This is a genomic window from Gudongella oleilytica (assembly GCF_004101785.1).
GTDB lineage: Bacteria > Bacillota > Clostridia > Tissierellales > Tissierellaceae > Gudongella > Gudongella oleilytica.
The window spans coordinates 1037312-1060306 of sequence record NZ_CP035130.1 but is presented as its reverse complement, the minus strand read 5'-3'; the positions used below and the strand labels follow the sequence as shown (position 1 = coordinate 1060306).

The window sequence follows — 22995 nt, the reverse complement described above, 5'->3', positions numbered from 1 at the left end:
AGGTCATGAGGTGGATATATGAATAGCTTTGAAAAGCTTAGGGATATTTTGTATGATTCCATAGATTACGTTTTTATGCTTGCAATTATTGTAGTTGTTGCGTTGGTTATTGGCTGGAGACTTGACGTTCTATTTGCAAAGGATGCTCTCGAAATACCTCCGTCAACAGTTGTCGTAGATAACTCCGAAAGACCTCAGGATATCGAAGATGAGCCATCTGACGACCCTGCTGAAGACCCTTCTGCAGAAGAACCTGCAGATGCCCCCTCTCAGGAGGAACCCCTGTCAGAGCCTTCTGATGAACCTCAACCTGCACCACCTCCGCCAGCTCCGCAAACTCAAACAGTTAAGATCATTATCCCCGAGGGGAGTCTCCCCGGAAAGATCGGGCTGATACTGGAGGAAAATGGTGTAGTATCCAGCAGCAGGGATTTTCTTGCTAAGGTAGTTGAAATGAAGCTGGATACGAAGCTTAAATCAGGGACATTCACAATTCAGAAGGGACTATCTATAGAAGAAGTCGTAAGGATAATTACAAAATAACGTCACCACCAGTGACGTTATTTTAATAGGTCTCATTAATGTATTCATCTATTAAAGACTTCCTTCTGCCCTCAAAAAATACTCCTTCCTTCTGGAGGATTTCCAAAAGCCACGTTGCCTTGGAGTGAAAAATTGCCTCCTTGTAATCCAGCAGGACTATTTCATACAGTTTATCCTTCAGATTTCGGGATTCACATTTTACGAAATATGCCTCAACACCCTTAAAATCGATTATTTTAAGCACATCCAAGGCGGATCTGTCCTTTTCATGATAATATTTATATCCCTTATTGAGATATTCAATATAATATTTCTGGTGTTTTTTTGAGTTTCTAAGCTCCATAGCCATCATTCTGAAGTACTTGGCAAGAACATTATAATACTGGTAGTTATACATTCCCTTTTCATAGCTGTCTACTCTGATAAACGGTTTTACATTCATCCTTGTAACAAAATCATAATTGCTTTCAAGAAACTCTCTTTTAGAAATGTCTCCATTCTGAAGTTGAAGTATAAGCGAAGACCTGTTGTCAAAGAAGGTCTCGAACAAACCCTTTTTCCCGTGATAAATCAATATTTACACCCATTCTAAGATCTAATTTGCAGACATTACCGTCTGCATCCATATTATACCATACCAACTTCCCTTTTCAAAACTCCAATTTCATTGTCCGTCAGCTCCCTGTATTCGCCTTCCCCAAGTTGATTATCCAACACCAGTGGCCCCATTCTTATTCTCTTTAGATAGACCACCCTTAAGCCATGGGCTGCAAACATTCGTTTTACCTGGTGGTACTTTCCCTCCTGTATGGTGACCTGTACTGTAGAGATCAATTCTGACCTTTCTATTTCAAGCTCTGCTGGTAATGTCAGATAACCATCCTCCAGCTGTACGCCTTTTCTAAAGCTTTCAATATGCTCAGGCAATACCACACCATCGATTTCAGCATAATAGGTCTTGTCTACTCCTTTTCTTGGCGATAGTAAAAGATGGGCAAGCTGACCGTCGTTAGTTATCAACAGGAGACCTTCCGTATCCTTGTCCAGCCTTCCCACCGGAAAAGGCCTGAAGCCCTTCCAATAGTCATCAAGGAGTTCAATTACTACCGATTCTCTCGGATCATCAGTAGATGAAACCATGCCTTGGGGTTTATTTAACATCAGGTAGATAAATTCTCTGTACTTTATCTCACGTCCCTTTAAGCATACCCTGTCCACTCCAGGCACTACCTTAGCTTCCGGCGACGTCGCCAAAACACCATTTACAGTTACAAAGCCAGACTTGATCATATCCTTTACCTGGGTCCTGCTGCCAGTGCCCATATTAGACAATAGCTTGTCCAATCGTTCCTTCTTCATGGGCATACCATCCCCCTAAAAAATCCGGGGAGCCCTAAGGCTCCCCTTTTGTTTATTCTTCAATCTCGTAGCAGTAAGATCTCAGGTTCTCAGGGATCTTGTCCATTGTGTAATCGATGTTGATGTAGAACTCAACCTCATATTTTGAGGCGATCTTGTTCAAGGAATCTATTAAGTAAACAATATCCTTCAGCTCAAGACTCATTACCTTGTAGATGCCATCTACGTAGATCTTCTCCAGATCGTAATCCATAGCCATGATCCCACACAAAAAGCCATAGAAAGACTGTACGTTAAGTACATTGAATTCCATGGCATTAATAAGTCTCACATTATAATTCAAGCTGAAGATATGATTATCGTCAACGTCAACAAAAGCTATGTTTCCATTCCCCTCAAGCATGTCCTTATTGGCATTATCGATCAGCCACTTGGTTTTGCCTGAGCCCTTTGTACCTAAAATGAACTTAACCATGATAATCCACCTTACCTTTCTTTGTCTTTATATTTGTGTAATTTGGTTAAAGATTAAAGATTTTTAAGGCTTTACCATCAAGGTAATCAAATCTTCTACCTTGACGCGTATTTTCTTCCATCATCCTGTGTATGATCTCATCCCTGATCTTCCACCAGGATTCCTGCCAATTGACGAATACCGAGCCTTTCTCCGGAGCTCTCCCTATGATCCGTTGTACTACAATTTCCGGATCCAGCAGTTCCAAGAATGCTATTACCCTCTTTACGTATTCGTCCCTCGAATGCAGCTGAAGCTCACCATTGGCATATTGTGCCGCCATTAATGTACTTTCCATTAGATACAGACTGTGAAGCTTTACCTCATCGACTCCAAGTGCCGACAGTATTCGCGCTCCCTCTTCCACATCCTCCAAATCGTCCCAGGGTAGGTTGAGGATCATGTGAGTGCAAACCCTAAGTCCGTATCTCTTTGCCATCAATACAGCATCAATGAACTCAGCCAATCCATGCCCTCGGTTTATTTTCCTCAAGCTATGGTAATTTACTGTCTGCAACCCTAATTCAATTGTTATATCTATACCCCTATTATACTTGATATCACTTAAGAATTGCAAATAATTATCCCTTACGCAGTCCGGCCTTGTAGATATTGATATTTCAACGATATCTGGCTGTAATGCCTCTAAAATCGCTGACTTGAAGGTTTCGAACCCCATGTAAGTGTTAGAAAAATTCTGAAAGTAGGCTATGAACTTTTCAGCTTTGTATTTTCTGCGGATCAGGTCCTTATTTTCCTTCAACTGGGCAGCTATACTCATGGAATCAGGCAGGTTTTCAAAGGAACCGCCCTCTTCACCACAAAAAGTGCAGCCTCCACAGCTTATATTCCCGTCTCTGTTTGGACAGGTCAAGGGCAGCTTTATGGGTAGCTTATATACCTTCTCACCGTATTTTTCTATCAAATAGTCTGAATATGCTCTGTAAACTCCGTTTCTCAATTTGAAATCATCCTTAAAATAAGATTTTCAACGCATCAGCCAGGGTAAATGCCAGCCCGGCTTCATCGTTATCCTTATCCGTGATTATATCGGCTGCATCCTTCGCCAACTGGCTTCCGTTTTTCATGGCTATGCCGATTCCGGCATTCAATATCATCTCAACGTCGTTGTTATCATCGCCAATAGCCAGTATCTCTTCCCTTTTTATCCCATTTAGAGTCGCATACTCATACAGGGTCTTCCACTTGCTTCCACCAGGATTCATGGCCTCATACATTGCCTCAGCAATTTTTATATTCTCAAGGACATGAGAGCTATATCTGTCAGGATACTTAAAATCGATCCTGGATCTGAAATCCTTGAGTATGGCAGACTTGCCCGGGTATACTACTGCAAGTACTCTGTCCAGCTTCAGTAATTCCTTCTTAGGCATTAATAAATACCTGTTGTCGCCTTCAGTTATATACTTAAGATGATCGCTGCCGCTTTCATCCTCCTCCAAGACCATGTCGACCCCCTGAGAGAACATATCTACGTGAACTATACCCTTCAATCCCGAATTTTCTGCCTCTATAAGAATATCCCTGTAAGCCTCTGAATCCAGAAATTTTGAAATAATAAGCTTATCATCATCAGTTCTTCTTACAATATTCCCATTATTGGCAAGGATCACGAAGTTCCCGCCAAGAGCTTCAGTCATCATCTTTGCAGAATAGTATCTTCTTCCTGTCGCTATTACAACCTGGTATCCTACTGTGACAAGTTTCCTTATAAGAGCTACATTCTCTTCAGGAATTCTCTTTTTGCTGTCCAGCAAGGTACCATCCAGATCTATGGCTATCAGCTTGATCAATATGTTCACCTCATTATGAAGAAAGTACCTTGCCATTGCAAAGTACTCCCATAATAATTATTATTATTCTTCGTCGTCCTCTTCGTCATCCTCAAACTCGTCCTCATCTGTATAAAGAGCGTAGAAAGCCTCTGATACAAGGTCGAATTCTTCTTCGTCCTCAATAAGCTCCAGCTCGAACTCCTCATCATTCTTCTCCATATATCTGTAGAGGAGAACGTCATCCTCTTCTTCCTCTTCTTCGTCATCGCTCAGTGGAAGCAATGCGATATACTCCTTGTCTTCTACCTCAAAAATTCCCAATACTGCACAATCCAGATCGGAGTCGTCATCGAGTGTCAGAGTTATTATCTCCATTTCCTCGTGCTCGTGGTCATGATCGTGATTGCAGTGCTCATCGTGTACATGCTTGTTATCGCTCATCATCATTCTCCTTTGTTTTTATTTCCATAGGTATATTACCCATATTGTTTCGTCGCACATCCTATATATTAATTTATTTTACTTAAAACTTCAACAAGAATATTATAGGTTCTTTCAACAGAGTCGATGCTCAGCCTCTCTCCGGGTGCATGGACTCCCCACATATCAGGCCCCAGCGAAACCATGTCGATGTTACCCAGCAGCTCGTAAAATAATCCGCACTCAAGCCCTGCATGTATTGCTTCGATCTCCATCTCCTTACCTGAGATCTCCCTGTAGGTTTGTGCAAATAGATCCCTGATGTAGGAATCCTTCCTGTATTGCCATGCTGGATACTCACCGGAGCTTGACCAGTTTGCCCCAAGAGATTCAGCAATAATCTCCATCTGTCGGGATAGCATATCCTTCAATGACTTGACAGAGCTTCTTATGGCATTCTCTACGACTACCTTATCCTCCAGGGTCGAAACAACCCCCATATTATTTGAGCTTTCCACAAGGCCTTCAATATCCATACTCATCGAGTTTACACCATTGGGGACCAACAATAGTGCTGCGATGACTTTGAGTTTGACAGTGTCCTCGAAGGCTTTTACTCTGTCCTTGGTCTTTTCAAGCGTAAGGGTTACGTCTGGATCGCTTGTAGAAAGCTCTCCCTTGAAGTGTTTCTCCATTTCATTGACAATTACCCTTGCTTTCTCAATATCGCTGTCTGCAAGACAGATTATTGCGGATGAAAGTCTAGGTATAACGTTTGACTTTGATCCTCCCTCAATATGACAAAGATCGTAGTCGATCTCTCTTAATCCATCCAAAGCTCTGGCAAGCAGCCTGTTGGAATTACCCCTGCCCTTATCGATCTCCATACCTGAATGGCCACCCTTCAGTCCGGATACCTTCAAAGTAAATGAAGATTTGTCAGTAACCTTAAAGTTTACAGGAATCTCTATTGAGAACCTCTTGCCACCTGCACAGCTTACCAGGAGCTTGCCCTCTTCCTCTGAATCAATGTTTATGAGGATCTTGCCTGAAAGATTTTTTTTATCCAGCTGAGCTGCACCGGTCATACCGGATTCCTCATTGGTTGTTATGAGGACCTCCAGGGGCGGATGTTCCAGCGTTTTATCCTCCAGAATAGCCAATCCCATTGCAACTGCGATCCCGTTGTCTGCACCAAGGGTAGTATTAGGTGCCATTATCAAACCATCCCTGACCTCAAAAGGTATTGGATCCCTGGAAAAATCTATGTCAAATCCCTCTGACCTATCGCAGACCATATCCATGTGGCCTTGAATTATGACAGTTGGCTTTGATTCATATCCCTTTGATCCAGGTTTCTTGATTATTATATTCAGTGCCTCGTCCTGAATTGTCTCAAGCCCAAGTCCCTCACCAACTGATTTAAGGTAATCACTTACCCTTTTCTCATCAAAGGAACACCTTGGGATTTTTGTCAATTCCTCAAAGTAGTGAAAAACTCTTTCAGGCTTCAGTCCTTCCGTCTTGTTCAATATTATCTCCTCCTATTGCAATCTCCTGAACTGCGCCAAAAACATCGACCAACTGAACTATTACCTTCTTGTACCCATCTGGGATCATTATCTGTTGAGGAATATCTGGCATGAAGTATTCACTAAGAATCATTCTTTCACTATTTACTCCAATGACGGCGATATAGTCTAAAAATATCAATGGAGACTCCTCAACCAAAGAAGAAAGCTTTTCAGGATCTACCTTTCCACTATCCAGCTCATCCCTTGAAGGTATATACTCCTGCAGATACAAAACGATCCCTTCGCCATTTTTAAGGATCCTGTAGGTAAGTTTACCAGGAATTGCTGTAATCTGATTAAAGTCGGCAAAGATCCTTGACCCCAAATTATCATCCTTAAGTCTCTTGCTGACCGTTACATAGCTTATGGTGCTCGAATCCGACCCAATAAATTTACGGCCTGACTCCATGGCCGCCTTGGCAGTCGTACCACTCCCAAGGAAAAAGTCAGCTACAATAGAATCCTCGTTGGAGGATGTTTGTATTATCCGTCTCAGGAGAGCCAAAGGCTTTTGAGTTTCGTACCCCGCTCTTTCGCTTGAGGTCCTTCCGACCATATCAATATTCCAGACATCTCTCAGGTTTACCAGAGTATGCCAGCCTATTTCATCCTTGAACTCCTCGACATTTTTAAAGCGGTATGGAGCAAACCCCCTGTTATAGGACTTTTCCTTTTGGGGATTGAAAATATACTTGTCAGTCTTGGTATAGACCAATATGTTGTCGTGTTTCCTTGAGAAGCTCCTTCGTCCTGTACCACCCGACTTGTAGGCCCAAATGACCTCATTCAGAAATCTGTATTCACCAAATATATGGTCAAGTATAAGCCTGAAATAGTGCGCCGTCCTATAGTCTACATGAAGATATAGAGTCCCTTTCTCGGATAGAAGCCTGTGGATCAGCATAAGCCTTATAGTCATCATCTGAAGATATTCCCCAAGGTTCTTCCAATTGTCATTGTAGGTTTCGCTGGAAATATCCAGAGAGTGGGATCTGCTTTTTAACCTGAGCTTCTTATTATAGCTTGACCGAGTATTAAACGGCGGATCGATATACACCAAATCGATCTTGCCTTCCATACCTGAATCCAATAATTGAAGCATTGCTTTGATATTGTCGCAGAAATACAATATTGATCTGAGACCGTCACCCTTCACCAGGGATTCAGCTTCAAAAAAAGTTTTGCATTTCAGCAGCTGATCAACCTCTTTTTCTGAGTCTTTGATTGTCTTGTCCAGCAGTTCAAATTTATTCAATGCCACACCCCGCGATGCAAAATTAGAAACAGACCTTCGTCCAGTCTATATAAAGGTTCAGCTGTTCAACAAATTTCTCAAAATAGTCCGCATGAAGCTTTGTAAATCTTTCTTTTTTAGGGCTGTCCATATCAAGCACTCCAAAAACCTTGCCATCTTTGATAATAGGTACCACCAATTCAGAATTTGACGCGGAATCGCAGGCGATATGCCCTGGAAAAAGATGAACATCCGGTACAAGCTGGATTTCTCTCGTTTCAGCTGCAGTCCCACATACTCCCTTCCCGATGTCGATCCTGTTACACGCCGGCAATCCCTGGAATGGTCCAAGAACAAGCTGCCCGCCTCTCATAAGATAAAATCCCGACCAGTTAAGATCGTCAACACATGCATCTATTATTGCAGATGCGTTGGATAAATTTGCAAGCTCGTCATTTTCTGAGCTTAATTGTCCCTTCAGCAGCATTAGCATGTACTTCAGTCTTTCCTCTTCATTCATGTTTTTAATTGGATCCAGTTTGAACAAAATGGTCACTCCTATGCGTTTAGATTTATATGGCAATAGCCAAACGGGTTTTTCTTTAGATAATCCTGATGATAATCCTCAGCAGGATAATAATATGACAATGGCATTAGTTCCGTTGCCAAAGGGATTTTATACTTCTTTTGAACCTCGTCCATTGCAACTTTGGCAATAATGGCATCCTCTTCATCGACATAATAGATGCCTGTCCTGTACTGAGTACCTATATCATTGCCCTGCCTGTTCATAAGTGTCGGATCGATAATTCTAAAGAATTTTTCGAGAAGATATTTCAATCCCACTTTCTCCTCATCATACCTTACAAACACAGTCTCAGCATGTCCTGTGGTACCTGTGCATACTGACCTGTAGTCAGGCTCCTTGGTCTTTCCGTTTGCGTATCCAGTCTCAGTATATACAACGCCCTCGATCCTGGAAAAATACTCCTGAACACCCCAAAAGCACCCTCCGGCAAGGTAAATATCCTTCATTTTAATGCCTCCTTCAGTTAGAGAAACCACATAATGACCGGTATCAGAAAAACTGTTATTATTCCTGCTACCCCTATTGACAAAGAACTCATTGCTCCCTCAACCTCTCCTACCTCCATTGCCTTTGCAGTACCGACCGCATGGGATGCTGTTCCCATGGCTATGCCCTTTGCAATTGGATTTCTAATACCAAAGGCATCGATTATCCTTACTCCGGCTATAAAGCCTGTAATTCCTGTGATGGAAACAAAAGTGGCGGTCAGCGACGGATTTCCTCCTATTACTGCGGAAATCTCTATGGCAATAGGAGTAGTTGTAGATTTTGGAACCATCGAGGCTATAAGGACAGTATCAAGATCCAGCAGCCTTCCAAGTATAATAATTGATGCAACGCCAGCGATAGAGCCAACTGCAATCCCTGTAAGGATAGGCATAAGGTTGCTCTTCAGTAGCTCCCATTGTCTGTAAAGCGGCACTGCAAGAACAACCGTGGCAGGTCCAAGGAAGAATGTGATCATTGCACCTCCTTTGTTGTAGGTTTGATAATCCACGCCCAAGATTGTAAGGATAGAAATCACTATTACCATAGCCACGAGTAGAGGATTCATTATCGCCAGTCTTGTTCTTTTGGCCACCATCAAACCTATTGAATATGCAAGAATCGATACCCCTACTCCAAAAACAGGCGTATCCAGGTATTGGATCATAGCTGGTCACCTCTTTTTCTGTTTTTTCTTTGGAGCATCCATTGTACTGTTCGTCCCGAGGTCACCATTACAACTATTATACTGAAAAATACAATTATGAATATCTTGATAACATTTCCTTTAAATAGATATGCTACAGTCATCACCCCAACAATCGAGGGAACGAATAAAAACGACAAATGTCCCAGAAGGACCTCCGTCACTCTTTCCACATGCTTAAGCTTCAGTAAGCCTGTAACGAGTAGAATGAGTAAAAGCAGCATACCAAGAACGTTCCCCGGAAGTGCAAGACCAAATATCCCCTGTACGGTTTGCCCTATCCAAAGCAACAGCAGGATAATTCCCAGTTGTTTTAATTCTGTCATTTTGTGTCAATCCTTTCATACAAAGAAATAACAGGGAAGACCCTGTTATCTTGCTGTTAATACGGTGCAAAATTTTGCTCGTTCCACCAATCTTTTCTGTACATCTCATATTGCTCAGTGAATTGATTCAGATGTACAAACTCCCATTTGATCAATGTATCGTACAGTTTTGCGGCAGCTTCGAATTTTGTGTTTTCCTTTGCCTTCTTGTAGAATTCAATTGAATCCTTCTCCATTTGCATCCCTATACCGAAAACAGACATTGCCAGAGCCAACATGTCCACGTCCATTTTTCCCCATTTATATATTCCCGGTGATGGCAGCTCTGTGTTGAATGCCAGCTCGAAATCCTCTGTAGGATTTCCCTTGATTTTATCAAATAGCTCTTTTAGGTACTCTACGTGCTTGAGTTCCTCGTTGGCAAGCTCCAGAAATGCGTCCTTGCTGCCGCCAGAAACTGCTTTTTCCGAAGCCAGCTTGTAAAATTCATAGCCTTCTACCTCATTTAGAATAGCTTGTTTTATTACTTCCAACTCTTCCTTATACATGTAAACACCTCTTTTTGATTTATTTGATATTGTTTTACCCATTTTCAGGTAAAACTCACTCCATTTTATTTAATAGTGGTACTGATAGCCTAATATCTGATTCTTGATGTCCTTTCTTTTTGCCAGCCATTCATCATATCCATTTATTGGTCCAATAAGGTGTAAAAGCTGATTTTCCAGGCCCTGGATAGTGACAAGATTTATAAAATCTATGCTTGCTTCATCCTTAAATGCCTCGTAAATAAATTCCATCAACTGAACTTCCATATCAAGCTTTTCATCATCACTTAGTCTCATGCCTTCCATGGCCCTCCTGATAATATCCTGGTAGCTGTATCTCAGATAGTGCATGAAGCTTTCAAAATCCTCAGCTCTTGTACCTTCCTCTATTTCAAATATTATCTTGAAAAACAGGTTCCACCTGAAGTCCCTGTTTATGACCTGAAGGATCCTGCTTCCAAACTTTCTCGTGAACTCATCGTTATAAAATATCTCCCGTTCAAAATCTATAAAGGTGTTAAAGTCAATCGTCCGCTTACCTATGTCGTTAAGTCTGTTCAATATCCTCAAAAAGCTTTCGGTGTAGCTTCCATTTCCATCCTCGGTTCTTGAAAAAATGAAGTTTACTATAACATCGCTTGACTTTTTGAAGTCCAGAACAAAGCCTACCTCCTGACGTACCTTTACTATGTATATATCATGGATAGTCTTTGAAAGGAGGCTTTTTAGCTGAACCTTTTTTGTAGGTGTGGAACTGGCGTCCATACTGCTCAAATGATTGTATATAAGCATGAGCTGCCTGTCTATCATCGTCAAATTATCCTTGATGGATGACATGATGTCCCTGAAAAAATCCTCAGTAAGCATATAGTTGAAGTTCTTATACAATACCCTGTGATCAATGTCTCCCCAAAATACGTTTACCATAGATTTTATCTGAAGTTCAAAATTTACCACTATGCCATCTTTTTCATATCTGCCGTCGATCTTGTATATCTCAAATCCATTCTTCTGGATCTGTGGCTGCCGCTCCTCAAGATTAAGGGATATGCTTTCATTAAGAGGATTGGAATAATATCCTCCATCCAGCTGGAGGTTGAAAAGCCTTAGAATATCCTGATATATCTTTGCTTCATCCTCAATAAATCTACACTCTATACGAAACCCTATAAGGTCTGACAGGTCCTCAACAAGGCTTTCGGGAGAATCATACTTCATGTAAAAATTGTGTCTTAAAATCTTTTCCTTTAGACTTTCCGCTGATTTTATTCTGTAATTGACATTTAAAAAATGGTCCTTAATGAAAAGACTGTCATTGAAGAATTTCTCCAGCTCACCTGCAACTCTGTTAAGCACATTGGATTTTCCTTCAATAAGCTCCAGGGTCTTGTCAATAAAATCAAACAATTCCAGTTTCATCTTTACCCTCCCCTTAGGATCTAAGATGATTATATCATATACCTTCATTCCAGGCATTATAAAGTCCCCCGAATTTTCGGGGGACACTGTTAGAATTTGTCGTAGAATATTAGCTCAACAGGCATTCCCTTATTTGTAAGAGAAGTTACCACACTGTCTATCATAGCTGCATTCCCGCAGAGGTAAGCCTCTTTATTTTCCCCTGAATCAAGCAGCTTGTCGATGGCATTGTTTACTCTGCCTTTTTGACCATCCCACACCTCACCCTCAGAAACTCTTGAAAGGGTAGGAACAAAGGTGAAGTCGAAGAGAGTCTCCTCCAGCTCCTTGAAATAATCCAGCATAAACAGGTCGCTTGTCGTCTTTGCTCCAAAGAAGAAGGTAGCCTTTCTCTTGATGTCGTTTGTCCTCATATAATTCAGTATTGCAAGTATAGGGGCAACACCTGTTCCAGTAGCAACCATTACCATATCCCTGTCGGTATCCTGATAATAGAAGTCCCCAAATGGTCCATTAATAAGAACCTTGCTGCCGACCTCAAGGTGGTGATGAACATATGTTGTGGCGATACCCTCGGGTACATACCCGATAACAAGATCAAAATACCCTTTTTCAGTTGGAGAGGAAGCTATAGAATACGCTCTGTATACCTCTTCGTCATTGCCTTCATACAAAGGCGCCCTTAGCTGAACGTATTGTCCAGGCTTAAAGTTGAATTCCTCCCCTTCAGGCAGCTGAAAACGAAGTTTCTTGATCGTATCTGTAAGATCGATGATTTCAATTACTGTGGTTTCAAATTCCTTGACGTTGAAAAGCTCCTCAGGGATTTCTATTTTTATGTCCTGCTTCACCTTGCATTGACAGGAAAGCCTGACATGCCTCTCAAGCTCCTCCTCTGTCAGGAAGGGCAGCTCTGTGGCAAGTACTGGGCCTCCGCCCTCATGGATCTGGACCTTGCAATAACCACAAGTGGCCTTACCTCCGCATGCAGAAGGAATAAATATCTTCTCTGCAGTTAGGGCTGCCAGCAGTGAAGAACCACCCTCAATGTCATACACCTTTTCATCGTTGATAGTTAGCTTGACAATTCCATAGTTATTAATGGTCCTGTCTGCAATTGTCAGGAGTACTGCGAACAATGCAGTTATTACTGTTATAAACGCGGTTGAGATCAATATATTGTCCAAATCGATCCCCCCTATGATATCTGGACTATCCCTGAAAACCCGATGAAGGCAAGAGCCATTATACCGGTTATTATCAGGGTAATTCCAGGTCCCTCAAGACCCTTAGGGACACTCGATCTTTTTAGTCTTTGTCTGATCCCCGCAAGAGCAACGATAGCCATTGTCCACCCAATACCTGAACCAACTGCAAAGCCTAAGGATTGCAGGAAAGTATACTGTCTTATTACCATGAACAGAGAAACTCCAAGTATTGCACAGTTGACTGTTATCAATGGAAGGAATATACCGAGTGCATAGTAAAGATTAGGTATATACCTCTCAAGGATCATTTCAATCAGCTGTACAAAGGCAGCTATGCTTATAATAAAGACGATGAACCTCAAGAACTCAAGGTTATATGGAACCAGGATGTAATGGTAAACAAGATAATTGATGACTGTTGTGCCTGCTAATACAAAGGTAACAGCCTGGCCAAGACCCAAAGAGGTGTTTATTTCCTTCGATACCGCTATAAAGGAGCACATTCCAAGGAAATTGGACAATATCATGTTATTTGTGAAAATGGATGCTATAAATATTACCATTGGATTTACTTCTATCATGATTTAGCCACCTCCTTACTCTTCTTATCCTGAATATTGTGAGTGATCCAGATTACTATTGCCAGCAGGAAGAATGCACTTGGCGGCATTATCATGATCGTCCATGATGTCCACCAGTCTCCAAGAATTTTTACTCCAAATAACGTTCCAAAGCCCATAAGCTCTCTGAAAAAGGCAATGAATAGAAGTACTCCTGTATATCCAAGGCCATTGGCGACTCCATCAATGAAGGATGGTATCGGCTTGTTTTTCTGTGCATAGGCTTCAGCTCTTCCCATTATGATACAATTTGTTATTATAAGTCCTACATAGGGTCCAAGTGCCTTGCTTAGCTCAGGCATGAAAGCCTTTAAGTAAATATCCACCATGATTACATAAGCAGCTATAATAAGTACCTGAACCATCATTCTGATATGTTTAGGTGTGAACTGCCTTATTGCTGATATCGTAAATGATGATAGAGCTGTTACAAAGGTAAGTCCTATCCCCATAACAAGAGAATTTACCATTAGGTTTGTTACTGCAAGGGCTGAACATATTCCGATCAATTGCCTGAATACCGGGTTGTCGACCCATAGCCCCATAGATAGAATATTTTTAGCTGTTTGCTTTGCCATGGTCTATTCCCCCTTTCTCTCAGCAAGGAAGTTGTGAATGTCTTCGTTGAGAAATGTTGAAACAGATTTTGAGGTTAAAGTTGCACCTGCTACTGCATCAACATTGCCTCCTGCTGCCGGTCTGTAGGTTATGTAGCCACCCTCGACTGCGCTTGATACATCGAGATTCCTGAATTGACTAAGGAATTCTTCTTCTCCAATACGGCCGCCAAGACCAGGAGTCTCATTCTGAGTTATGATAGCCAACCCAAGGATCGTACTGTAATCCTCAGAGATACCCACATATGTCTCAATGCCGCCCCATAACCCTGGACCCTTCGCAGGAAATGCATACCCTACGGTCTGTCCGTCTTCTTTGTAAATAAATACATCTCCATCCTGGGTTATCTTGTCTTCAAATACTGCGTTTACTACCTCTGCACTGTTATCTACTACTGGAATATTAAAAACATAAAGTATCTTTCTTTGAAGCTCCAGCTCCAGGTTTTGCTGCACCCTTTCTGCGGTTCCAAATTCCATGAAAGCCAGAATAAATGTAAAAATAGCTGTCAATAGGGACATGAATACTATTGGGTAAAGAAATGACTTTTTCATGCTGTCACCTCTTTCTTTTCGGCTGCCTTTTCTTTCTTGTTCTTCTTGTAAGCATTTACCGCCTCATCGATTATTGGAGCGAAGGTGTTGCCAATAAGAATTGCAAACATGACTCCTCCTGCAAAAAGAGCAAACCCTCTTATTATTACAGTAACTATTCCAATCAATATCCCGTATATCCATCTTCCTTCCTTTGTCTTGGGAGATGAAACCGGGTCGGTTGCCATAAATACAGTACCAAACAACAATCCTCCAGCAAGAAGTCCAAACATCGGATTTGGAACCTGCTTAATACCCGCCATGAAAAGAACTGTACTCAGTACAAGGAAGCCCGTTATACAACCTGCCATAGTCTCCCATGAGGCTACCTTCTTGTAAATAAGGTAAGCACCTGCAAGGACGACAAGAATGGCACTGGTCTCCCCTATTGATCCTGATATATTTCCAAGTAGGAGGTTAAACATTGGTTCCATTGCACCTGAGTCCCTATATGCGAGCATTGGAGTAGCGCTTGATACCATCTCAACCGTCTCGTTCAGATAGGTCCCGAATCCTCCCGGGAAGCCTGTTGATACTTTTGTCCAATGTATAGTTAGCGGTTCGGGGAAGGAAACATAAATAAAGGCCCTTCCAACTAAAGCCGGGTTGAAGATATTTTTCCCGAAGCCTCCGAAAACCATCTTACCGAAGAACACACCAAAGACTATCCCTACTGCAGCAATCCAGAAGGGAGTCGAAGGTGGAAGTGTCATGGTATACAACATGCACGTTACGAAAATTGCCTCCGAAATTTTCTTTTTGTTTTTCTTCTCAAAGATATACTCCGTGCCTATACCGAAGGCATGCACTACTAAAAATAACAATAATACCCGTAAACCATAGAAATATGTAGCCGCAGCCATGATCGGGATGAGTGATACGATAACTGTCCTCATCATTTTCTGCTTAGTGAAATATTTTGCCATTAGACCGGAAAACAAAAGATCACCTCCGTTGATGTTATGTAATGATTCTCATACACTATTAATACCACATTTTACCTTCTTTATTCAATAGACTATAGGTCCCTCATATTGATGTTTGTCACATTATTTTTTAGGTATAAATACCAACGAGGTGATTAAATGAAGGCGCTTGAGGTTTTCAAAATAAAAGATGTGGAATTGAGAAATAGGATTGTCATGCCTCCTATGTGCATGTATTCATCTGACGATTCTGGAATTGTGAAGGATTTTCACAGGCTGCACTACGGAGCAAGGGCGTTTGGAGGAACCGGCCTTGTGATACAGGAAGCAACTGCGGTAGAATCCAGAGGCAGGATATCGGACAAGGATCTTGGTATTTGGTCAGATGAACATATCGATGGTCTTAAGGAACTTGTCGATATGGTAAAGGGCTATGGGGCAGCATCTGGAATACAGCTTGCGCATGCGGGCAGAAAATGCGCTGTCAGTGATGAGGATATAATTGGTCCTTCCTCTCTGCCTTACGATGACCAGTATGCAGTGCCAAGAGAGATGACTCTTAACGACATAAAAGAAATAGTACAAAGCTTCAAAAAGGCCGCTGAAAGAGCTCTTAATGCAGGATATGACCTGCTTGAGATCCACGGTGCACATGGATATCTTATTCATGAATTCCTCTCTCCCCTGACAAATAAAAGGACCGACCAATATGGAGGCAACTTGCATAACAGAGTCAGACTGCTGTCTGAGGTGATCGATGCGGTTAAAGAGGTCTGGCCTGAGACAAAGCCGCTTATTCTGAGAGTATCTGCTTCCGACTATACAGAGGGCGGAATTGATGCAGATATGATTTGTGAGATAACGGATCTTGTAAAGGACGGACTGGATATAATCCATGTCAGTTCAGGAGGACTGGTTCCTGCAGAAATGGAGCTTTACCCGGGATATCAGGTAAGGTTTGCTGAGAGGATAAAAAAGGAATGCAATGTTCCTACAATAGCGGTAGGATTGATCGACGACCTGCAAATGGTGGAATTTATTCTTGGCAGTGAAAAGGCTGACCTTGTCGCATTAGGTCGCGAGATCCTTAGAAATCCAAATTGGGTCCTGAACAACCTGCACAGGAAGGGCATAAAATATAGATATCCGGAGCAGTATTTCAGGGCATATAGATGAAAATGGGAAGTGAATAGTTAGCAGTGAATAGTGAAATTCGAAAAGGGCGACCAATGGTCGCCCCTACTATCTCTTAACGCCTAACGCATTGCTTTTCAACTCGTTGAGATCCCTCCATTACAGTCGGGATGACAAGAAACTGTTAACTGTGAACTATCAATTGTCCATTGTCCATTGTCCATTGTCAATTGTCAATTATCTTTACTTAATCTCCACTTTGTAAACATCCTTAAGGCTGTTTATCTTTTCCATATATTTGGCTTCCTGTTTTCTTAGGATGACCTGTTTTTCAACCTCTTCCCTTGAATCATCGAAGGAAGCATCCTTTGCCTCTTTTCTTTCTTCAAGTCTAATAATGTGGTATCCAAATTGAGTCTTGACAGGTGCTGATATCTCACCAAGCTCCATATTGAAGGCAGCTTCCTCGAATTCAGGCACCATCTGTCCCCTTCCGAACTCGCCCAACGCTCCTCCAACCTCACTTGAGGGGCAGCTTGAGTAGCTCCTTGCAGCATCTTCAAAGTCCATTCCGCCCTCAAGCTCATCTACAATCTCCATAGCTCTATTTTCGTCAGCAACAAGGATATGACTGGCCTTGACCATTTCAGGCTGATTGAACAGATGCTTGTTGTCATTAAAATACATTTTAAGCTCCTCCTCATCAACAGTTACTCCAGAAATAAGTTTATTGAAGGCATACCCCTTCAACAGACTTACCTTTGTAGCCTGAAGAACCTGATCGAACTCCTCTTCCTTCTCAAAGTTGTTTTCAACAGCATCCAGGTAGAGAAGCTCCTGATTTACCATCTCATCTATCACTCTATTGATCCCCTCAGGGGACTGAAACTGCATTGCCATTTGAGGACCCATATCGTTCAGAAACTTCATTATGTCTCCTCGCGTTATCTCCTTGCCGTTAACTACTGCTACTGCTAAATGCTCACTCATTCGATTTCTCCTTTATTTGTAGTTTTCTCCACACAATAGAAAACCTCCCTGTTGCGGGAGGTTTAGAGGCTTTAAATTAAAGTATTGTTATTTCTTCAGCTTGCAAGCCTTTTTGTCCTTCAACTACGTTGAACTCAACAGCTTGTCCTTCTTCAAGAGTCTTAAAGCCTTCTTTACGGATTTGTGAGTAGTGTGCGAAAACGTCGTTTCCTTCTTCAGTAGTAATAAATCCGAATCCTTTTTCTGCGTTGAACCATTTTACTGTACCCTTCATTTCATAACCTCCAAAATTTATTTCTTTAATTCATGTAACCGTAAAACAATAAATTTGAGTTATGATCCGATAAGGCCAACCAAAATATTGTTACTGTGTTATCACTACTGAATTAAAGCTCAAGTCAATAATAACACTAAAATGCCCATTTTGCAAGGGATTTTTTGCAAATTAACTAATTATTTAATTAATTTGTTATTTGTCAAAGAGCTTCACTCTGTTCTTCAATGCACCCTCAAAATCATATACTCTTCTTTCATATTCCTCATCCATAAGCGGTGAAGAAAGAAGAAAATCGGCAGTGGCCCTGTTGTTTGCCACAGGGATATCGTAAAGCACCGCTATTCTTAAAAGAGCCTTTACGTCAGGATCGTGAGGCTGTGCTTCCAGGGGATCCCAGAAGAATATCATAAAGTCGATCTCGCCCTCTGCTATTCTGGCACCAATTTGTTGATCACCGCCCATAGGTCCTGATTTGTAGCCCTTAACCTCAAGACCAGTCTTATCCTCTAACAGCCTTGCTGTAGTCCCGGTGCCCATAAGCTGGTGCTTCTCCAGAATATTCTTACGCTCCTCCACCCATTGTATAAGCTCCTTTTTCATGTTGTCGTGAGCTATAAGTGCGATCTTTTTTTTCTTCTTCATTTTTACACTTTGATTGTCCATCATACTCCCTCCAGTCCTCTGTAAAACCCTCAGCGATATTTCTTGTAAAGTACCTTTAGTACTTTAATATTTCAATTCATGATGATACAATATATCCATAATCAAATAAGAGGAGTGATATTATGAATCCAATGATTGCAAAATTTGTATCCCAAGGCTTTATGACAGAGGAACAGGGACAATATATCGAGAACGCCATAATGAAAAAGGAATCCATAGTGGTATCAGGTCACCGTTCGGCAGGTATCAGACCCCTGATGGCATCCCTTATGGCAGTCGCCAAGGCAGCCTTCCCTATCGTTCAGGTCAAAGGATTTGAAGATCTTAAGACCGAAACTGAATTCTTCCTTATCCCGGGAATTGACGGGATTGACTTTGAGAAGCTTATAGGAGATGCCATAGCTGTTGAAAACACTGCATTTATATCGCTTAAGGAGCCTGAGCACCCGGTATCTTTGATGAAGGTCATGAAGGCCAACTATAAGGCCGGTAAGGGTATCGGCAAGAAGATACACACTCTTGAGTGCATCAAGGTTGACAATGTGCCTGTGCTGGACAAAATAACTGAAATGATGCTCGACGAAAACGGAAAAATCCAGAAAAAGGACCTTTAATGGCCCTTTTTTACTTCCACTCGGTCATTCCCAGAGCATTGTTCTCTCCGTCCACTGATATCAGATGAAGGAATCGACCTTCATTCTCAGGGTCTGCTGCAATACTGGTGCTTATAGTATCACCAAGGAGTACCTCCTTCTTATAATTGACTGCCAGTTTCTTAAGACTTCGACTTCCCAACACATCCTCAGGGATCTGCTCCAGCATCCATTCGATGTACCTGATATTGTTTACGTGATTATTGTTGTCTATATCACTTTTTCTCGTTGTTATAGCACTTCCTTCCGAAACATACAAAGGCTTAAGCTCCGTATAACCTTCAAAACAATGCTCATTAAGAAAGCTGTATTTCTCCTGTATCTCCCCAGGGATCCTTATTGGTCTCTTCTTTTTCATATCAAGGAAGATCCACCGGGTACTTGCTTTTGCCAGGAGACTACTGTTTTCATCCTCCATCGTAAACTCTCTTGCGGCATAAAACCTGTCAAAGCTTGACGTCCAGGTCCTTATAACTACTCTTTCCTTTGCCTGGGGAAGCATAAAAAATTCTGCCTCCCATCTGTTTAGCATCCACCCATAGCCCTTTGCGTTAAGCAGCTTGTGCCCTACACCCAGACTGTCGCTATGCCAGGATGATGTTTCCGCCATATATGACAGCACAATTTCAGGTCTTAATGTGCCCTTTGGATCAGTATCAAAATAAGGAACCAGGAATTCCTTCATGAATTTTGTCATATCTATCCCTCCAAAGAAATTATAGCAAATGTTAAGCTGAAATGACAATAATTTTGGTTAAATGTTAGAAATTGCAAATTTGTGGTATAAATTCAGTAACAAATAGGCGAAGGGGGTATATTATGGCAAAAATTGAGGCAATCCAAGGCATCGGAGCGGCTTATGCAGCAAAGCTGATCGAAGCGGGAATAGCGAAAACGGAGCAGCTACTGGAAGCTGCAGCTGATAAAAAAGGCAGGGCCAAGCTGGCTAAGGAAACCGGCATAAGTGAAAAGCTCATACTTACGTGGGTCAACCATTGCGATCTCTACAGAGTCAAGGGTATCGGACCACAGTATGCTGAAGTTCTCGAAGCAGCAGGAGTAGATTCGGTCCCAGAGCTTGCAACCAGAAAAGCAGATACTCTTCTTAAGAAGATGAAGGAAGTAAATGCAGAAAAAAATCTTGTTAGAGGATTACCAGCTCAAAAGCAGGTTGAGAACTGGATACTTAGAGCAAAAGCGCTGCCTAAAGTCGTCAAACACTAACGAGAGGCTACCTCAGGTAGCTTCTTTTTATTTGATATATGTCAATTGCTGTAATACAATAAAGAAAAGGGTTTAAGGAGGGTTCGTATGACTGATGGCTACAGCTTTTTGATTGGAAAAGGTGAAAACAACGTCGAGCTTCTATCCAGAATGAGCAACAGACACGGCCTGATTGCAGGAGCTACCGGAACAGGTAAAACTATTACACTAAAGGTTATGGCAGAGCACTTCAGCTCTATAGGGGTACCGGTATTCCTTGCAGATGTCAAGGGAGATTTGGCAAGCCTTGCAGAGCCGGGTGCTGAAAATCCTAAGCTGAAGGAAAGGATCGAGTATATTGGCATCGAAAACTTCAGATACCAATCCTACCCGGTTAGACTATGGGACGTATTCGGTGAGCTTGGCCATCCTGTCAGAACCACCATAAGCGAAATGGGACCGTTTCTCCTTTCGAGGCTCCTTGGATTGAACGACACTCAGGAAGGAGTACTTTCCATTGTTTTCAGGCTTGCTGACGACATGGGGCTGCTTCTCATAGACCTCAAGGATCTAAGGTCTATGCTTCAGTATGTAGGTGAGAATGCAAAGAATATAACTCTGGAATATGGAAATGTTTCTGCTCAGTCAATTGGAGCCATACAAAGATCGCTACTGAGGCTTGAGGACCAGGGAGGAAATATCTTCTTTGGGGAGCCCGCTCTTGATATAAGGGACTTCATGATGACTGACCACACAGGAAAGGGTATGATAAATATCCTTGCAGCCGAGCAGTTGTTCCACTCCCCTACTCTATACTCCACCTTCCTCCTGTGGATGCTTTCTGAGCTGTTTGAAGAGCTTCCTGAGGTTGGGGATCTGCCACAGCCTAAGATAGTTTTCTTCTTCGATGAGGCGCATTTGTTGTTTGATAATGCCCCAAGGATCTTGATGGAAAAAATCGAACAGGTGGTAAGGCTTATCCGTTCCAAGGGAGTTGGAGTGTTCTTTATAACCCAGAACCCGATAGATATTCCCGATAAGATTCTTGGTCAGCTTGGAAACAGAGTACAGCATGCTCTGAGAGCCTATACTCCAAGAGATGAAAGAGCAGTAAAATCAGCAGCAGAGACCTTCAGGCAAAATCCTGCGTTCAAGGTCGAGGACGTGATCACAGAGCTTAAAACAGGAGAGGCACTTGTCTCCTTCCTGGATATGGAGGGCAGACCTTCCATTGTTGAAAGAGCACTTATTGCACCTCCAAAGAGCCTTATGGGAACTATCACTCCTGAGAAAAGAAACAGCCTGATATTCTCCTCACCTATGGGAACCAAGTACTCAGAGACAATTGACAGGGAATCAGCCTATGAGCTCCTTCAGCGCAAGGTTGAGGAAAGGATGGCTGAGGAAAAGGAAGCCGAGGAGAAAAAGCAGCTTGAGAAGGAGCAAAAGGAGCTTGAAAAGCAAAGACTTGCAGAGGAAAAAGCTGCTGAAAAGGCTCGCAAGGAGGAAGAGAGAAGACTTCTATCTGAAGAAAGAGAAAAAGCAAAGGCAAAGGCAAACAACCCGTTGAACAAGGTTGCCAAGACTACACTAAATACTGTTACCGGCGACATTGGAAGAAAGATCGCAAGAGGACTTTTGGGCGGTATAACGAAGGGACTGTTTAAGTAATCGACAATGGACAATTGACAATGGACAATTATGTTGTCATCCCGACTACCATGGAGGGATCTCGAATAAGTTGGAATGTTGGAAGAGTTGGCAAGTAGGAAAAAAGTAGGGGCGACCATTGGTCGCCAAAAAGTAAGATCCTTCGTTGCACTCAGGATGGCAGCTCCATTCCGAGTACTACAAAAGATCTTGCTTTTTCTTGGCTCTTAGTTCTTATCTCTCATCTTGCGGCCGCAGGCTGCTACTCATTCGGTACAATGTGCACCCTGTCCCCTTCCTTTACCCTGCCGCGAAACGCACCTGCGGAGGCTTCAATAACATATGCGGACTTCAGGATAAGGGGTCCTAATCTGTCGGGCTTTATTGAATCGACTACCTTTAATACAATATTTTTCTTATCAATATACAAAACATCGATAGCAAATTTCATCCTGTAGGTATGGATAGAATTGCAGGGTCTTATTATAAGCCCTTCTCCACTTGTAAGTGAGCTTCTTCCGAGGAGACCCTTAAGCCTTTTACTATAATTATCTGCGAGCTTAAGCTTATCCAGAATGACCTCTCCATTAACAACAAGATTATATTCCATTGGTCCTTCCCTCCAGAATGTCTCTTCCTGCCTCGTCCTCTTCTTCTTGATAAAGCCAACTACAATGTCAGTAAGCTTAAAGCCTACAAGAAACCCCAGTATTCCAAGAAACCACATTTTAGATAACACACAAACAATAAGTCCCAGTCCGATAATAATCAATAGCGACATCCCAACAAATTTCTCAGGCTTCATAAAAACATAGGCCTGAAGAAGCTTCTTTCTAACTCCCTCAATATAGGTCTTTCTTGAAAGGGTGTTGGATACTCCCATTATTATGCTAATGAAGAATTCCTTGAGAGACAAGGGCTCTTCAATGGTCATATCGGCATCCTT

The 22995-nt window shown here is 42.1% G+C and carries 29 protein-coding genes; 5 read left to right on the top strand and 24 right to left on the bottom strand.

Translation table 11 applies throughout. The features are described 5' to 3' along the window. The first annotated feature begins 18 nt into the window (after window positions 1-18). Window positions 19-543, top strand: coding sequence for a hypothetical protein (locus EC328_RS04865; protein WP_128425754.1), 525 nt, complete (start codon window positions 19-21; stop codon window positions 541-543). 22 nt (window positions 544-565) lie between these two features. Here EC328_RS04865 and EC328_RS04860 read toward each other — a convergent pair whose 3' ends face one another. The 19 genes from EC328_RS04860 to EC328_RS04770 form a co-directional block, all read right to left on the bottom strand. Continuing rightward, a complete protein-coding gene (locus EC328_RS04860) occupies window positions 566-1117 on the bottom strand; it encodes a DUF6648 family protein (protein ID WP_128425753.1) in 552 nt (183 codons plus the stop codon). A gap of 53 nt (window positions 1118-1170) precedes the next feature. Beyond that, window positions 1171-1902: a pseudouridine synthase gene (locus EC328_RS04855; RefSeq protein ID WP_206363928.1), complete on the bottom strand. Its 732-nt coding sequence runs from the start codon at window positions 1900-1902 to the stop codon at window positions 1171-1173. Window positions 1903-1954: 52 nt separating this feature from the next. Continuing rightward, entirely contained in the window at window positions 1955-2377 is a 423-nt protein-coding gene (locus EC328_RS04850; RefSeq protein ID WP_128425751.1) for a hypothetical protein, read from the bottom strand. 46 nt (window positions 2378-2423) lie between these two features. Continuing rightward, window positions 2424-3377: a tRNA modification radical SAM protein MnmL/YtqA gene (gene mnmL, locus EC328_RS04845; RefSeq protein ID WP_128425750.1), complete on the bottom strand. Its 954-nt coding sequence runs from the start codon at window positions 3375-3377 to the stop codon at window positions 2424-2426. A gap of 13 nt (window positions 3378-3390) precedes the next feature. Then, on the bottom strand, window positions 3391-4266 hold the full coding sequence (locus tag EC328_RS04840; RefSeq protein WP_240671531.1) for an HAD-IIB family hydrolase: 876 nt from the start codon (window positions 4264-4266) through the stop codon (window positions 3391-3393). A 27-nt stretch (window positions 4267-4293) separates the two neighbouring features. Next, window positions 4294-4653: a DUF1292 domain-containing protein gene (locus EC328_RS04835; protein WP_320405557.1), complete on the bottom strand. Its 360-nt coding sequence runs from the start codon at window positions 4651-4653 to the stop codon at window positions 4294-4296. Window positions 4654-4721: 68 nt separating this feature from the next. Beyond that, complete coding sequence (locus EC328_RS04830; protein ID WP_128425748.1) at window positions 4722-6164, bottom strand: aminoacyl-histidine dipeptidase; 1443 nt, start codon at window positions 6162-6164, stop codon at window positions 4722-4724. After that, on the bottom strand, window positions 6136-7461 hold the full coding sequence (locus EC328_RS04825) for a DNA-methyltransferase (protein WP_128425747.1): 1326 nt from the start codon (window positions 7459-7461) through the stop codon (window positions 6136-6138). Before EC328_RS04825 ends, EC328_RS04830 begins: the two co-directional genes overlap by 29 nt. A 22-nt stretch (window positions 7462-7483) precedes the next feature. After that, window positions 7484-7987 (bottom strand): GAF domain-containing protein, encoded by a 504-nt coding sequence (locus EC328_RS04820; protein ID WP_128425746.1) that lies wholly within the window; start codon window positions 7985-7987, stop codon window positions 7484-7486. 11 nt (window positions 7988-7998) lie between these two features. Beyond that, entirely contained in the window at window positions 7999-8475 is a 477-nt protein-coding gene (msrA, locus tag EC328_RS04815) for a peptide-methionine (S)-S-oxide reductase MsrA (RefSeq protein ID WP_128425745.1), read from the bottom strand. Window positions 8476-8492: 17 nt separating this feature from the next. Continuing rightward, entirely contained in the window at window positions 8493-9182 is a 690-nt protein-coding gene (locus EC328_RS04810) for an LrgB family protein (protein ID WP_128425744.1), read from the bottom strand. Beyond that, window positions 9179-9547, bottom strand: coding sequence for a CidA/LrgA family protein (locus EC328_RS04805; protein ID WP_128425743.1), 369 nt, complete (start codon window positions 9545-9547; stop codon window positions 9179-9181). Before EC328_RS04805 ends, EC328_RS04810 begins: the two co-directional genes overlap by 4 nt. A gap of 56 nt (window positions 9548-9603) precedes the next feature. After that, the gene (locus tag EC328_RS04800) at window positions 9604-10095 is read right to left on the bottom strand and encodes a ferritin family protein (RefSeq protein ID WP_128425742.1); all 492 of its coding nucleotides are present in this window, start codon (window positions 10093-10095) and stop codon (window positions 9604-9606) included. A gap of 69 nt (window positions 10096-10164) precedes the next feature. Then, window positions 10165-11514, bottom strand: coding sequence for a GTP pyrophosphokinase (locus EC328_RS04795; protein ID WP_164906031.1), 1350 nt, complete (start codon window positions 11512-11514; stop codon window positions 10165-10167). Between the two features lie 89 nt (window positions 11515-11603). Beyond that, entirely contained in the window at window positions 11604-12701 is a 1098-nt protein-coding gene (locus EC328_RS04790) for an NADH:ubiquinone reductase (Na(+)-transporting) subunit F (RefSeq protein ID WP_128425740.1), read from the bottom strand. Window positions 12702-12712: 11 nt separating this feature from the next. Continuing rightward, window positions 12713-13303 carry an NADH:ubiquinone reductase (Na(+)-transporting) subunit E gene (locus EC328_RS04785; protein WP_240671530.1) on the bottom strand — a complete coding sequence of 197 codons (591 nt, stop codon included), beginning with the start codon at window positions 13301-13303 and terminating at the stop codon, window positions 12713-12715. Next, window positions 13300-13920, bottom strand: a complete 621-nt coding sequence (locus tag EC328_RS04780) for an NADH:ubiquinone reductase (Na(+)-transporting) subunit D (RefSeq protein WP_128425739.1) — start codon at window positions 13918-13920, stop codon at window positions 13300-13302. Before EC328_RS04780 ends, EC328_RS04785 begins: the two co-directional genes overlap by 4 nt. A 3-nt stretch (window positions 13921-13923) precedes the next feature. After that, a complete protein-coding gene (locus EC328_RS04775) occupies window positions 13924-14514 on the bottom strand; it encodes an RnfABCDGE type electron transport complex subunit G (RefSeq protein WP_128425738.1) in 591 nt (196 codons plus the stop codon). After that, entirely contained in the window at window positions 14511-15494 is a 984-nt protein-coding gene (locus EC328_RS04770) for an RnfABCDGE type electron transport complex subunit D (RefSeq protein ID WP_240671529.1), read from the bottom strand. The genes EC328_RS04775 and EC328_RS04770 overlap by 4 nt, the downstream gene beginning before the upstream one ends. Window positions 15495-15638: 144 nt before the next feature. Between EC328_RS04770 and namA the strand changes: the two genes are divergently transcribed. Further along, complete coding sequence (namA, locus tag EC328_RS04765; protein ID WP_128425737.1) at window positions 15639-16655, top strand: NADPH dehydrogenase NamA; 1017 nt, start codon at window positions 15639-15641, stop codon at window positions 16653-16655. 201 nt (window positions 16656-16856) lie between these two features. On the opposite strand, the gene EC328_RS04760 is transcribed toward namA, so the two are convergent. The 3 genes from EC328_RS04760 to EC328_RS04750 all read right to left on the bottom strand — a co-directional run bounded on the left by EC328_RS04760 (window position 16857) and on the right by EC328_RS04750 (window position 18543). After that, window positions 16857-17603: a peptidylprolyl isomerase gene (locus EC328_RS04760; RefSeq protein WP_128425736.1), complete on the bottom strand. Its 747-nt coding sequence runs from the start codon at window positions 17601-17603 to the stop codon at window positions 16857-16859. Between the two features lie 76 nt (window positions 17604-17679). Continuing rightward, window positions 17680-17877 (bottom strand): cold-shock protein, encoded by a 198-nt coding sequence (locus EC328_RS04755; protein ID WP_128425735.1) that lies wholly within the window; start codon window positions 17875-17877, stop codon window positions 17680-17682. Between the two features lie 195 nt (window positions 17878-18072). Beyond that, window positions 18073-18543 carry a methylglyoxal synthase gene (locus EC328_RS04750; RefSeq protein ID WP_128425734.1) on the bottom strand — a complete coding sequence of 157 codons (471 nt, stop codon included), beginning with the start codon at window positions 18541-18543 and terminating at the stop codon, window positions 18073-18075. 122 nt (window positions 18544-18665) lie between these two features. Here EC328_RS04750 and EC328_RS04745 point away from each other — a divergent pair, with 122 nt between their 5' ends. Continuing rightward, window positions 18666-19157: a hypothetical protein gene (locus EC328_RS04745; RefSeq protein WP_128425733.1), complete on the top strand. Its 492-nt coding sequence runs from the start codon at window positions 18666-18668 to the stop codon at window positions 19155-19157. Window positions 19158-19167: 10 nt separating this feature from the next. On the opposite strand, the gene EC328_RS04740 is transcribed toward EC328_RS04745, so the two are convergent. After that, window positions 19168-19893, bottom strand: a complete 726-nt coding sequence (locus EC328_RS04740; RefSeq protein WP_128425732.1) for an acyl-[acyl-carrier-protein] thioesterase — start codon at window positions 19891-19893, stop codon at window positions 19168-19170. Window positions 19894-20015: 122 nt separating this feature from the next. Between EC328_RS04740 and EC328_RS04735 the strand changes: the two genes are divergently transcribed. Next, on the top strand, window positions 20016-20420 hold the full coding sequence (locus EC328_RS04735) for a DUF4332 domain-containing protein (RefSeq protein ID WP_128425731.1): 405 nt from the start codon (window positions 20016-20018) through the stop codon (window positions 20418-20420). 87 nt (window positions 20421-20507) lie between these two features. Further along, window positions 20508-22070, top strand: coding sequence for a helicase HerA-like domain-containing protein (locus EC328_RS04730; RefSeq protein WP_128425730.1), 1563 nt, complete (start codon window positions 20508-20510; stop codon window positions 22068-22070). A 241-nt stretch (window positions 22071-22311) separates the two neighbouring features. Here the strand turns inward: EC328_RS04730 and EC328_RS04725 are convergent, their stop codons facing one another. Beyond that, complete coding sequence (locus tag EC328_RS04725; RefSeq protein ID WP_128425729.1) at window positions 22312-22983, bottom strand: DUF192 domain-containing protein; 672 nt, start codon at window positions 22981-22983, stop codon at window positions 22312-22314. Window positions 22984-22995 lie beyond the last annotated feature (12 nt).